An 11,614-nucleotide genomic window follows, 5' to 3' on the forward strand; every position below is an offset into this window, starting at 1 on the left:
CGGTCGCCGGGGAGCTGCGCAGGGACCTCGCGGGCGGCGCCGGCACCGGCGGCGGCTGCACCCGGGACACCGCGTCCGCCGGCGCGGGCCGGTCGGCCCGGTCCGCCAGCCCGTCGATCATGCGCGGCGGCTCGAGCTCGGCCCGCTCGGCCGGCATCCGGATCGACTGGGTGCGCATCACGATCCGCTCGACCAGCATCTCGCCGTTGAGCTGCTCGGTCAGCTCGTGGCGCAGCCGGCCCACGTCCGACCGCAGCTCGCCGAGCTCGACCAGCTTCTCCCGGATGCCGGCCAGCGACGCCAGGTCCGCGCGCAGCCCGTCCAGCTCGGCCCGCATGGCCTCCTGGGCCTCGCGGCGCAGCTGGTTCTCCAGCTTGAGCTCGTACTCGCGGCGCGCGGCGACCTCGCGTTCCAGCTCCAGCGCGTAGGCCTGCTTCAGCTCGGCCTCGCGCCCCGCGGCCAGTGCCTGGTCGGTCTTGCGTCGGCCCGCGGAGAAGGCCGCGATGACGAAGGCCCAGGCGACGGCGATGACCGCCAGCCGCAGGTAGAGCGCGTTCTCGGTGAGGAAGACGGCCAGGGTCGCCGCGATCGCCAGCGCGAACCCCAGCACCAGCCCCGTGATGCGCAGCGCGGGCGACACCCGCGCGGGCGTCGTCCGGGCACGGGGCACGGCCCCGCCCTGCTCAGCAGCCCCGTCCGTCACGGGGGGAAGGGTAGTGGGCGACCGGACGGCGACGGTGCGGTCGTCGCGCCGGGGACCGCCACGGCTGGCAGGCTGGCGCCGGTGACCCTCTCCCTGCTGGGCTGGCGCCGCCGGGTGCACGCCCTCTACGCCACCGCCCGTGCCGCCGAGGACCCCGAGGCCGGGTGGACCGCCTGGCGGGCCGGCCGCGACGAGCTCTTCGCCGGCCACCCGGACTCCCCGCTCGCCCCGGCGGCCCGCGCGTCGTTCACCGGCCTGCCCATGGCCCCCTACGACCCGGCCCTGCGGTTCCGCGCCCGGCTCGAGGACGCCCCGCCGCAGCGGCTGGAGCTGCCCACCGCCGACGACGGGGTCGTGGCGCTGGACCGGCTCGGCCGGGTCACCCTCGGCGACGTGGGCCGGCTGGACGTCTGGTGGCTCGGCGGGTACGGCGGTGGCGTGTTCCTGCCCCTGCGCGACGGGTCGGCCGGGCAGGGCACCTACGGCGGCGGCCGCTACCTGCTGGACACCGTCAAGGGCGCCGACCTCGGCTCGGACGACGGGCACCTGGTGGTCGACCTCAACTTCGCCTACCACCCCAGCTGCACCTACGACCCGCGCTGGTCCTGCCCGCTGCCCCAGGAGGGCAACCGGGTGGACACCGTGGTCACCGCGGGCGAGCAGCTGCCCGAGGGCGGCTGGTACTGAGACGACGACGGCCCTCCCCGCCGGGTGGGCGGGGAGGGCCGTCGAGCGGGCGGGTCAGCCCTGGGCGAGGGAGCCGTCGGAGCTGAAGACCAGCCCGATGGAGACGTCACCGTTGAGGATGGCCTGCTTGGTCAGCGGCCCCCCGGCGTCGTAGGCGGAGAAGCCCGCGAACTTCAGGCCGTAGGTGTCCTCCAGGCCCAGCTGGCAGGCCGGGCGGGTCGGGCACTCGGTCGGGCCGCCGAGGGTCAGCGAGCCGTCGCCGCAGGCCTCGGCCAGCTCGGACAGCGTGGTGACGCCGAGCTGGTCGGCGAAGGCGGTGGTCACCGCGAACGCGTTCTGGTCCTGGGCCTCGGACGGGTCGCCGTAGGTGACGCCGAACTGCTCGGCCAGCGGCTGGACCGCGCTGAGGGTCTCCTGCACGTCACCGGAGGCGATGAGCTCGCCCGAGCCGTTGATGTTCTCGCTGATGAAGTTGGCCGAGGTGGCCAGGTACTCCGGGAAGACCTGGATCTGGCCCTGGGCCAGCGCCGGCAGGTAGACCTCGCGGTTGCCGGTCTCCTGCACGGTGGCCTGGAAGCCCGCCGCGGTCAGCGCGTCGGCGTAGACGTTGGCCAGGATCGTCGACTCGCTGAAGTTGCCGGCACCGACCACGACCGGGCCGCTGCCGCCGGTGACGTCGCTGCCCAGCGAGTTGTCGTCGACGTAGGCCTGGGCCACCTCGGTGGCGTCCTGGCGCTGCACGTCGACCTGGTTGTTGAGCTCGATGAGGTCGTCGGTGGTGAGCACCGCGGAGACCGCGTTCAGCGCCTCCAACGCCGCGGGGTTGGCGCCGGCGTAGGCGGCGTTGAGCACCGGCACGACGTTGTCGGCGTTCTGCAGCTCCCGGTCGTCCTGGAGGACGACGAGCTGGTCGCCGGCGACCGGGGCGCAGGCGTCACCGGACGCCTCGCCGCCGCCGGCGGCCGAGCCGCCGGTCCCGGAGGAGCCGGACTCACCGCACGCGGCGGTGGCCAGCACCGCGGCCAGGGCCACGGTGGTGAGCAGGGGTGTACGCAGGCGCATGGCAACCCGCCTTCTGTGTCCCGGACGCTCGACGCGTCCGCGTGTCGGGCGGGAGGATTCCCGCGACGCGCAACTCAACAGTGCTGCACGGGTTCGCGCCACCTGGCGTTGCGCAGTCGTTATGCGACCTTCGGCCGCATCCGCCGCCACGGCAGGGTGCGCTGACCCGGCGTCAGGGCCCAGGACAGCGCCACGAACACCAGTTCGGTGAGGATGGCGAGGGCGGCGACCACGATCGCGCCGGCCACCACCTGGCCGTAGTCCTGCTGGCCGAAGCCCAGGTTGATGATCCGGCCGAGACCGCCACCGGCCACCAGCGCGGCCAGCGTGGCGGTGGCGACGACCTGCACGGCCGCCGTCCGCACCCCGGTCATCAGCAGCGGCACCGCCAGCGGCAGCTCGGCGCGGAAGGTCACCTGCCGACCGGTCATGCCCATCGCGCGCGCGGCCTCGACGACGTCCTGGTCGACCTGCCGGAACCCGACGTAGGTGTTGGTGAGCACCGGCGGGATCGCGAACAGCGCCAGCGCCAGGGTGGTCGCCGTCGGGCCGAACCCGATGGGGGTGACCGCGAAGATGGTCAGGATCGCCAGCGTGGGCACGGCGCGGCCCACGTTGGACAGCGCGACGGTGAACGCCCCGCCGCGGCCGGTGTGCCCCAGCCAGATGCCCAGCGGCAGCGCGACCAGCAGCGCCAGGGCCACCGCGGCCCCGGAGATGCGCAGGTGCTGGGCGAGCAGGTCGAGGATGCCGCTGCCCGGCCGGGTCCAGCTGAACGGGTCGTTGAGGTAGACGAGGGCGTCGCCGAAGACGTTCACGCGCGCACCGTCCGGGTCCAGGGGGTCACCCAGCGGCCCACGAGGGCGATGAGCGCGTCGGCCAGCAGGGCCAGGAGCACGCAGCCGACCGCGCCGGTGACGATGGGGGCGCGGTAGAAGTTGGCGTTGAAGCCCCCGGTGATCAGCTGGCCCAGCCCGCCCTGCCCGACGATCACGCCCACCGTGACCAGGGCGACGGTGGACACCGTGGCGATCCGGATGCCGGCGACGAACGAGGGCAGCGCCAACGGCAGCTCCACCCGCCACAGCAGCCGGCCGGCGCCGTAGCCCATCCCCCGGGCGGCCTCGACGACCTCGGCGGGCACCGACTGCAGGCCGGCGAGGAAGTTCCGCACCAGGACGACCAGCGAGTAGAGCACCAGCCCGACGAGCACGGTGGTCTCCGACAGCCCGGTGAACGGGGCGACGAAGGCGAACATCGCCAGCGACGGGATCGCGTAGACCAGGGTGGACACGCCCAGCACCGGTCCGGCCAGCCACCTGCTGCGCCGCGCGACCAGCGCCATCGGCAGCGCGATCAGCGACCCGATGACCACGGCCAGGACCGTCAGCCTGACGTGCTGGACGGTGTAGGCGAGGATGGTGTCCCAGTTGTCGACCACGTACGACGGGTCGACCCAGGGGTTCGGCGCCGCATCGGCCGCCGACACCGACCACGAGGAGTCCACCCGGTGCAAGCTACTGCCGCGGAGCCCATCCGGCTCGAAGGGGTCAGCAAGGTCTACCCCGACGGCACCACGGGGGTGGCCGAGCTCGACCTCACCTTCGCCGCCGGCGAGCTCACGGTGCTGGTCGGCCCGTCCGGCTGCGGGAAGACCACCACCATGAAGATGATCAACCGGATCATCGAGCCCAGCACCGGCCGCATCCTGATCGGCGACGACGACGTCACCAAGCTGCGCCCGCAGAAGCTGCGCCGGCGGATCGGCTACGTCATCCAGAACGTCGGGCTCTTCCCGCACCAGTCCATCCGCACCAACGTGGGCACCGTGCCCCGGCTGCTGGGCTGGGACAAGCAGCGCACCGCCGCCCGGGTCGAGGAGCTGATGAGCCTGGTCGGGCTGGACCCGGCCGTCCACGGCGACCGCTACCCCCACCAGCTCTCCGGCGGCCAGCGGCAGCGCGCGGGCGTGGCCCGGGCGCTGGCGGCCGACCCGCCGGTGCTGCTGATGGACGAGCCGTTCTCCGCCGTCGACCCCGTGGTCCGGGGCCGGCTGCAGGACGAGTTCGTGCGGCTGCAGGAGGCCGTGCGCAAGACCATCGTCTTCGTCACCCACGACATCGAGGAGGCCGTGCGGCTGGGCGACCGCATCGCGGTGATGAGCGAGGGCGGCAAGGTCGAGCAGTTCGCCACCCCGGCGGACCTGCTCGGCGACCCGTCGAACGACTTCGTGGCCGACTTCGTGGGTGCCGACCGCGGCCTCAAGCGCCTGGCGGTCACCGGGATCGCGCTCGAGGACCTCGAGCACCCGCCGGTCGTCGCCCTCGACGACGGCCTGGGCACCGCGCGCGCGGTGATCGCCCGCTCCGGCGCGCACTGGGCGGTGGTGGTCGACGCAGCCGGCGTGACCGGTGGGGCCGGCAGCGGCCGGCACCAGGGCACCGGTCTGCCGCTGGGCTGGGTGTCGGCCGACCACGCGGCCGAGGCGGCGGCGGGCGGGGCGCGGGTGGTCGGCGACGTGTGGCGGCCGATGGACGCCTGGGTGCCCCTGGGCTCCTCGCTGCGGGCGGCCTACGCCCGGCTGCTGCAGGTCGACGCCGGCTGGGTGGGCGTGATGGACGGCGACAAGCTGGTCGGCGTCCTCACCCCGGCCTCGGTGCACGCGGCGTTGCGGCGCAGCGTGGCCGGCGCCGCCCCGGAGACCGCCGGGGCGCTGTAGACCCCTACTCGTCGGGCTCGACCCGGCAGGCGTCCTCCAGGCGCAGCGCACCCACGACCAGGGCCAGCGAGCAGGCCACCCCGACCCCGGCGGCGACGGCGTCCCCGGTGGCCGCGGTCAGCCGGCCCAGCTCGGTGAGCGCGTGCACCAGCGCGCCGGCCCACAGCCCGGCGAACGCCGCGCCGGCCCAGGCACTGGCCTGCGCGAGGACGGCGAGCCGGGCCACCAGCATGGGCTCGACGGGCTCGACCGACCGCTGCCCGGGCTGCAGCGCCGCGGCCTCGCCGGACCGGGCCGCGCGCCGGCGGTCCCGGTCGGTGGTCAGCCGGGCGCGCAGGGACCGGGCGCCGAGGACCTCGGCGACGGCGAGCAGCGCCAGGGGCACCGGCTGCCACCAGTGGAAGGCCGGCAGCGAGCCGTAGAAGGCGCGCACCACCAGCCAGCCGGCCACGGCCAGCCCGACCCCGACGACCGCGAGGTCCCGGCGGGCGACGGGCCTCACGCTGCGGCCCTCACGCTGCGGCACTCATGCCAGGTGCTCCCACCGCTGCACGGCGGCGACGTCCTCGGCCGGCAGCGCGGCGAGCAGGTCGGCGACCGCGCCGTGGCCGGGCAGCTGCGCGGCCGGGTCCAGGTCGGCCCAGGGCACCAGCACGAAGGCGCGCTCGTGCGCCCGGGGGTGCGGCAGGGTGAGCACCGGGTCGTCGGACACCACGGGGGTGCCGTCGTCGGCGGTCACGGTGACCACGTCGACGTCCAGGCTGCGCGGGCCCCAGCGCACCTCGCGGGTGCGCCCGGCGGCCTGCTCCAGCTGGTGGGCCAGCGCCAGCCAGCCCGCGGCGTCGCGGTCGCCGCGCAGCACCGCGACGGCGTTGAGGTACGGCGGCTGCTCGACCGGCCCCCACGGCGGGGTCTCGTAGAGCACCGAGCGGGCGACGAGGCCCTCGCCGGACAGGGCACGCAACGCCGTCCGCAGGGTGCCCGCCCGGTCGCCCAGGTTGCCCCCCAGCGAGAGGACGGCGCGGCTCACGACCGGGCGCGGCGGATCGAGACGGTGACGTCGTCGAAGGGGACGCCGAGGTCGGCCTCGGGCTTGTGCACCACGATCTGCACCGCGTCGACCAGGCGGTTGGCCAGGCACACGTCGGCCAGCCGCTGCGCGAGGGTCTCCAGCAGGTCGACCGGCTCACCGGTCAGCACCGCGTGCAGCTGCTGGGCGAGCTCGGCGTAGTTGACCGTCCCCTCCAGGTCGTCCGTCGCCGCCGCGGGGGCGGTGTCGACGTCGAGGACGGCGTCCACGGAGAACGTCTGGCCCTTCTCCCGCTCGAAGGCGTAGACGCCGTGGTGGGCGTGGGCGGTGAGACCGCGGACGGCGATCTGGTCAGGCACGGGACCTCCTGGCTCGGGCGGCGTGCACGGCGGCCACGGTAGCGACCGCGTCGACCGAGGCCGCGGCGTCGTGCACGCGCACGCCCCACGCACCGGCCTCGGCGGCCAGCACGGTGGTCGCGAGGGTGGCGGCGTCGCGCTCGTCGGCCGGGCGGGGGGTGCCGTCGGCGTCGGCGAGCAGCCGGCCGAGGAAGGACTTGCGCGAGGCGCCGACCAGCAGCGGCAGCCCGAGGGCGACCAGCCGGTCCAGGCCCGCCAGCAGCGCCCAGTTGTGCCCGGCGTCCTTGGCGAACCCGAGGCCGGGGTCGAGCACCAGCTGCGCGGGGTCGACGCCGGCGGCGACGACGTCCTCGACGCGGGCGGTCAGCTCGGCGCAGACCTCGGTGACCACGTCGCCGTAGCGGGCCGCGGCCTGCATCTCGCGGCTGTGGCCGCGCCAGTGCATGAGCACCCAGGGCACCCCGCGCTCGGCGACCAGCGGGGCCATGCCGGCGTCGGCGAGGCCCCCGCTGACGTCGTTGACCAGCCGGGCGCCGGCGTCCAGCGCGGCGGCGGCGACCTCGGCCCGGGTGGTGTCGATGCTGACCGCCACCCCGGCGGCGGCGAGCTCGGCGACGACCGGCCGCACCCGGGCCAGCTCCTCGGCGGCGTCCACCCGGTCGGCGCCGGGCCGGGTGGACTCCCCGCCCACGTCGACCCAGTCGGCGCCGGCGGCGTGCATGGCCAGCCCGTGCGCCACCGCCGACGGAGTGTCGGCGAAGCAGCCACCGTCGGAGAAGGAGTCCGGGGTGACGTTGAGGACGCCCATGACCAGGCAGCGCCCGGCGGGGTTCACCTGCCCAGGACCAGGCTCAGCGCCTCGGCCCGGGTGGACGCGGACTCCTTGAACAGCCCGCGCACGGCCGAGGTCATCGTCCGGGAGCCGGGCTTGCGGACCCCGCGCATGGCCATGCACAGGTGCTCGGCCTCGATGACCACGACGACACCGCGGGGGTGCAGGGACTCGACCATCGCGTCGGCGATCTGCTTGGTCATCCGCTCCTGCACCTGCGGGCGCCGGGCGTAGACCTCGACCAGGCGGGCCAGCTTGCTCAGCCCGGTGACCCGGCCGTCCTGGCCGGGGATGTAGCCGATGTGCGCCACCCCGTGGAAGGGCACCAGGTGGTGCTCGCAGGTGGAGTACATCGGGATGTCCTTGACCAGCACCAGCTCGTCGTGGTCCTCGTCGAAGGTGGTCGACAGGATCGTCGCCGGGTCCTGCCCCAACCCGGCGAAGATCTCCGCGTAGGCGCGGGCCACCCGGGCCGGGGTCTCCCGCAGGCCCGGGCGGTCGGGGTCCTCGCCGACCGCGAGCAGCAGCTCGCGGACGGCCGCCTCGGCACGGGCGTGGTCCACCCCGTCCTCGGCGTGCGGCACCGGCCGCGGGTCGACGGTGTGGTCGATCACCGCGGGGCGCCGGCGTCCCCCACCGGCATCGGCTTCTCGGCGTCGTAGCCGTCCGCGGCACCGTTGCCCTGCGCCCGCTCGGCGGGGGTGAGCACCGGCGGCTGCTCCGAGGGCGTCCGCTTGCCGAACCCGTTGTAGGGCGCCAGCGCCGGCCGCTTGGTGACCCCGGCGCAGATGCGCGCCATGTCCTCCTTGGACAGGGTCTCCTTCTCCATCAGCTCCAGCACCAACCGATCCAGGACGTCGCGGTGCTCGACCAGGATCTCCCAGGCCTCGTCGTGGGCGGCCTCGATGAGCGCGCGCACCTCGCCGTCGATGTCGGCGGCCACGGCCTCGGAGTAGTCCGGGCGCGAACCCATGTCCCGGCCCATGAAGGGCTCGGAGTCGCCGCTGCCGTACTTGACCGCGCCCAGCTTGGCGCTCATGCCGTACTGGGTGACCATCGCCTTGGCCATGGACGTGGCCTTCTCGATGTCGTTGCCGGCGCCGGTGGTCGGCTCGTGGAAGACCAGCTCCTCGGCCGCCCGGCCGCCCAGGGCGTAGGCCAGGGTGTCGATCATCTCCGAGCGGGTCTGGGTGTACTTGTCCTCGGTCGGCAGCACGAGGGTGTGCCCCAGCGAGCGGCCTCGCGGCAGGATCGTCACCTTGTGCACGGGGTCCAGGTTGGGCAGCGCGTGCGCCACCAGGGCGTGCCCGCCCTCGTGGTAGGCGGTGACCTTCTTCTCCTTCTCGCTCATCGCCCGCGTCTTGCGCTCGGGGCCGGCGAGCACGCGGTCGATGGCCTCCTCGAGCGCGGCGTCGGTGATGACGGTGCCGCCGTGCCGGGCGGTGAGCAGCGCGGCCTCGTTGAGCACGTTGGCCAGGTCCGCGCCGGTGAAGCCGGGGGTGCGGCGGGCCAGGGTCTCCAGGTCCACGTCGTCGGCCAGCGGCTTGCCGGTGGCGTGCACCTTGAGGACGGCGACGCGGCCGGCCAGGTCCGGGCGGTCGACGGCGATCTGCCGGTCGAAGCGACCCGGGCGCAGCAGCGCGGGGTCGAGGATGTCCGGCCGGTTGGTGGCGGCGATCATGATGACCCCGCCCTTGACGTCGAAGCCGTCCATCTCGACCAGCATCTGGTTGAGGGTCTGCTCGCGCTCGTCGTGCCCGCCGCCCATGCCGGCGCCGCGGTGCCGGCCGACGGCGTCGATCTCGTCGATGAAGATGATCGCCGGGGCGTTGGTCTTGGCCTGCTCGAACAGGTCGCGCACCCGGCTGGCCCCGACGCCGACGAACATCTCGACGAAGTCCGAGCCGGAGATCGAGTAGAACGGCACGCCGGCCTCGCCGGCGACCGCGCGGGCCAGCAGGGTCTTGCCGGTGCCGGGCGGGCCGAACAGCAGCACGCCCTTGGGGATCTTCGCGCCGATGGCCTGGTACTTGACCGGGTTCTGCAGGAAGTCCTTGATCTCGTGCAGCTCCTCGATGGCCTCGTCCGCGCCGGCGACGTCGGAGAACGTGGTCTTCGGGGTGTCCTTGCTGACCGCCTTGGCCTTGCTCTTGCCGAAGGCCATCACGCCGCGGCCGCCGCCCTGCATGGAGCTGAACAGCCAGAACAGCAGGCCGAGGATGATCAGGAAGGGAAGGAAGCTGATCAGGATCGACGTCAGGACGTTGTCCTGGGTGACGTTGGTGTCGAAGTCCACGGCGCTGTCGGAGGTGCCCGCACCGTTCGCGTCGGCGCCGGTCACCAGGTCGTAGATCTGCGAGGCGGCGCCCGAGGGGTAGGACGCGGTGATCTGGCGCTCGCCGTCGACCGCGCTCCTGAGGTCCAGGTCGATCGTCTGCTCGCGGTCGTTGATCGTGACGCTGCTGACGTTGTCGTCGGCGAACTGGGCGAGCGCGGTGGAGGTGGGGACCTCCTTGTACGCGCTGCCGCCGCTGAAGGACTGCACGCCGACCGCCACGACCAGCACGACGACGGCGACCCAGAACCAGACCGACCGGAAGATCTTCTTGCGCTCCATACCGATGCCGGGCGACCGGGTGACCCCGGGGTACCCGTCGACCCTCCTGCTCGTCCGGGGACGCCGCGCGACGTGAGTCCTCCTGCGCCGCGACGGGCGACGTCGTCTGACCGAAGGTACACCGGGGACGCTGTGCGCCCCCTGCTCGTCAGCTGGAGATCAACTCGTCAGGAGGAGTACACCTCGGGCTTGAGGGTGGCGATGTAGGGCAGGTCCCGGTACCGCTCGGCGTAGTCCAGGCCGTAGCCGACGACGAACTCGTTGGGGATGTCGAAACCGACGTACTCGACCGGGACGTCGACCTTGACCGCGTCGGGCTTGCGCAGCAGCGCGCACACCTCGAGGCTGGCCGGCCCGCGCGAGCCGAGGTTCTTCAGCAGCCAGGACAGCGTGAGCCCGGAGTCGATGATGTCCTCGAGCACCAGCACGTGCTTGCCGGTGATGTCGCGGTCGAGGTCCTTGAGGATCCGCACGATGCCCGAGGAGCTGGTGGCCGAGCCGTAGGAGGAGACGGCCATGAACTCCATCTGGGTGGGCAGCTGCAGCGCCCGGGCGAAGTCGCTCATGAACAGCACCGCGCCCTTGAGCACCCCGACCAGCAGGACCTCCCGGCCGGCGTAGTCGACGGCGATCCGGTCGGCCAGCTCGCGGATCTTGTCGTCGATCTGCTCGGTGGTCAGCAGCACGTGGTCGATGTCGGGGCCGTAGCCGTGGTCCGGGCCGAGGGGGCCGCGGGGCGTCTCGCTCACGGGTGGGGCTCCTCGCTGGGGGGTGCGCTGGGGTCTGCTCGGGGGCCTTGCAGCGCAAGCCTGCCAGACGCCCGGACGACGCCCCCACCGCCGGGGAGGTCCACCCGGCCCTGCCCGCGCCAGGCGGTGACGAGGGCGTCGACGGCGTGCAGGTGGACGGCGGCGAGGTCGCCGACGCCGGCGCCCCGCAACCAGCGGCGCAGCACCCGGCGGCGCACCGCGGCCGGCAGCTGCGCGAGGACGGCGCAGTCGGTGGGGTCCCCGACGGCTGCGGCGAGGGCGTCCAGCGCCGCGGTGTCCTCCCGCAGCAGGTCCGCGGTGCGGGCCAGCGCCGCGGCCACGCCGCCGCCGAGCACGTCCTCCAGCAGCGGCAGCACCTCGGTGCGCAGCCGCACCCGGGTGAAGGCGGGGTCGTCGTTGTGCGGGTCCTCCCACACCGGCAGGCCCTGCGCGGCGCAGGCGGCGCGGGTGGCCGAGCGCGGCAGTTGCAGCAGGGGCCGCCACCACGGGGGCCGCAGCTCCGCCATGCCGGCGATCGACCGGGGCCCGCTCCCCCGGCCCAGGCCCAGCAGCACGGTCTCGGCCTGGTCGTCGCGCGTGTGGCCCAGCGCCACCCGGGTGCCCGGCGCGGACGCGGCGGCCGACAGCGCGGCGTACCTCGCCTCCCGCGCCGCCGCCTCCGGGCCGCCCGCCGTCCCCACCTCGACCCGGCGGACGAGCACCGGGTCCAGCCCCAGGTCGCGCAGCAGCCCGGCCGTGGTCGCCGCGCGCGCGGCCGAGCCGGGCTGCAGGCCGTGGTCGACGGTCACCGCCCCGGCGGGCACCCCGGCGCGGGGCGCCTCGAAGGCGACCGCGG

General features: G+C 74.5%; 14 protein-coding genes. 2 read left to right on the forward strand and 12 right to left on the reverse strand.

The genetic code is table 11. The features are described from left to right. On the reverse strand, positions 1 to 703 hold a 703-nt coding region (locus NH342_RS18855; protein ID WP_374209486.1), incomplete at its 3' end, for a DUF6779 domain-containing protein. 81 nt (positions 704 to 784) lie between these two features. Between NH342_RS18855 and NH342_RS18860 the strand changes: the two genes are divergently transcribed. Further along, a complete protein-coding gene (locus NH342_RS18860) occupies positions 785 to 1,390 on the forward strand; it encodes a DUF1684 domain-containing protein (RefSeq protein WP_253017188.1) in 606 nt (201 codons plus the stop codon). 54 nt (positions 1,391 to 1,444) lie between these two features. Here NH342_RS18860 and NH342_RS18865 read toward each other — a convergent pair whose 3' ends face one another. From NH342_RS18865 to NH342_RS18875, 3 genes are all read right to left on the reverse strand, one after another. Then, complete coding sequence (locus tag NH342_RS18865) at positions 1,445 to 2,452, reverse strand: glycine betaine ABC transporter substrate-binding protein (protein WP_253017190.1); 1,008 nt, start codon at positions 2,450 to 2,452, stop codon at positions 1,445 to 1,447. Between the two features lie 119 nt (positions 2,453 to 2,571). After that, positions 2,572 to 3,270: an ABC transporter permease gene (locus tag NH342_RS18870; RefSeq protein WP_253017192.1), complete on the reverse strand. Its 699-nt coding sequence runs from the start codon at positions 3,268 to 3,270 to the stop codon at positions 2,572 to 2,574. Next, positions 3,267 to 3,959, reverse strand: a complete 693-nt coding sequence (locus tag NH342_RS18875; protein ID WP_253017194.1) for an ABC transporter permease — start codon at positions 3,957 to 3,959, stop codon at positions 3,267 to 3,269. Before NH342_RS18875 ends, NH342_RS18870 begins: the two co-directional genes overlap by 4 nt. Before the next feature lie 3 nt (positions 3,960 to 3,962). Between NH342_RS18875 and NH342_RS18880 the strand changes: the two genes are divergently transcribed. Then, positions 3,963 to 5,171, forward strand: coding sequence for an ABC transporter ATP-binding protein (locus NH342_RS18880; protein ID WP_253017196.1), 1,209 nt, complete (start codon positions 3,963 to 3,965; stop codon positions 5,169 to 5,171). Positions 5,172 to 5,175: 4 nt separating this feature from the next. Here the strand turns inward: NH342_RS18880 and NH342_RS18885 are convergent, their stop codons facing one another. The 8 genes from NH342_RS18885 to tilS all read right to left on the reverse strand — a co-directional run. Beyond that, a complete protein-coding gene (locus NH342_RS18885) occupies positions 5,176 to 5,673 on the reverse strand; it encodes a DUF3180 domain-containing protein (protein WP_253017198.1) in 498 nt (165 codons plus the stop codon). 24 nt (positions 5,674 to 5,697) lie between these two features. Then, positions 5,698 to 6,201: a 2-amino-4-hydroxy-6-hydroxymethyldihydropteridine diphosphokinase gene (folK, locus tag NH342_RS18890; protein WP_253017200.1), complete on the reverse strand. Its 504-nt coding sequence runs from the start codon at positions 6,199 to 6,201 to the stop codon at positions 5,698 to 5,700. Then, the gene (folB, locus tag NH342_RS18895; RefSeq protein WP_253017202.1) at positions 6,198 to 6,560 is read right to left on the reverse strand and encodes a dihydroneopterin aldolase; all 363 of its coding nucleotides are present in this window, start codon (positions 6,558 to 6,560) and stop codon (positions 6,198 to 6,200) included. The genes folK and folB overlap by 4 nt, the downstream gene beginning before the upstream one ends. Next, on the reverse strand, positions 6,553 to 7,395 hold the full coding sequence (folP, locus tag NH342_RS18900) for a dihydropteroate synthase (RefSeq protein ID WP_253017204.1): 843 nt from the start codon (positions 7,393 to 7,395) through the stop codon (positions 6,553 to 6,555). Before folP ends, folB begins: the two co-directional genes overlap by 8 nt. Next, the gene (folE, locus tag NH342_RS18905; RefSeq protein ID WP_374209487.1) at positions 7,392 to 7,976 is read right to left on the reverse strand and encodes a GTP cyclohydrolase I FolE; all 585 of its coding nucleotides are present in this window, start codon (positions 7,974 to 7,976) and stop codon (positions 7,392 to 7,394) included. Before folE ends, folP begins: the two co-directional genes overlap by 4 nt. A 26-nt stretch (positions 7,977 to 8,002) precedes the next feature. Then, positions 8,003 to 10,009: an ATP-dependent zinc metalloprotease FtsH gene (ftsH, locus tag NH342_RS18910; protein WP_253017209.1), complete on the reverse strand. Its 2,007-nt coding sequence runs from the start codon at positions 10,007 to 10,009 to the stop codon at positions 8,003 to 8,005. A 167-nt stretch (positions 10,010 to 10,176) separates the two neighbouring features. Continuing rightward, on the reverse strand, positions 10,177 to 10,758 hold the full coding sequence (hpt, locus tag NH342_RS18915; protein ID WP_091057767.1) for a hypoxanthine phosphoribosyltransferase: 582 nt from the start codon (positions 10,756 to 10,758) through the stop codon (positions 10,177 to 10,179). Continuing rightward, a partial coding sequence (gene tilS, locus NH342_RS18920; RefSeq protein ID WP_253017211.1) for a tRNA lysidine(34) synthetase TilS occupies positions 10,755 to 11,614 on the reverse strand: 860 nt, incomplete at its 5' end. The genes tilS and hpt, both read right to left, overlap by 4 nt.

Origin of the sequence: Klenkia sp. PcliD-1-E, assembly GCF_024124375.1 — a bacterium.
In the GTDB taxonomy this organism is placed as follows: domain Bacteria; phylum Actinomycetota; class Actinomycetes; order Mycobacteriales; family Geodermatophilaceae; genus Klenkia.